This window comes from Agrobacterium sp. (genome assembly GCF_032092815.1).
In the GTDB taxonomy this organism is placed as follows: Bacteria; Pseudomonadota; Alphaproteobacteria; order Rhizobiales; family Rhizobiaceae; genus Agrobacterium.
On the sequence record NZ_DAMDBP010000057.1, the window covers coordinates 1 to 277 of the forward strand.

Here is a 277-nt window from a genome sequence, read left to right on the forward strand (position 1 = left end):
GGCGCTGTGCGCCGGTGCAGCTGGTGCTGCGGGTCTGACACTACCACTTGAAGCGGCCCTTGGCGGTTCGATGAGTGCCGCCCTTGCCGCCTGGGCACTGCCGGCTTTGGTGGTCGGTGCCATCTGGTTGCCACAGGTGTTTTTGGTCAAGCGTGGTGCAGCGCGCAGCGGCTTCCGTGTCGAAGGCCTTTGGCGCGACCGGCTGGCATGGAACGTGACCCTGTTCATGGGGCTGCAATCCGCCCTTGCCTATTGTGTGTTCGGCTGGCTCGTTCCG

At 65.0% G+C, this 277-nt stretch carries 1 pseudogene; it reads left to right on the forward strand.

Features of this window, described 5'->3' with window-relative positions:
- Positions 1 to 277 (forward strand): annotated as a pseudogene (locus RT613_RS21590) (cyanate transporter); the annotation flags it as partial.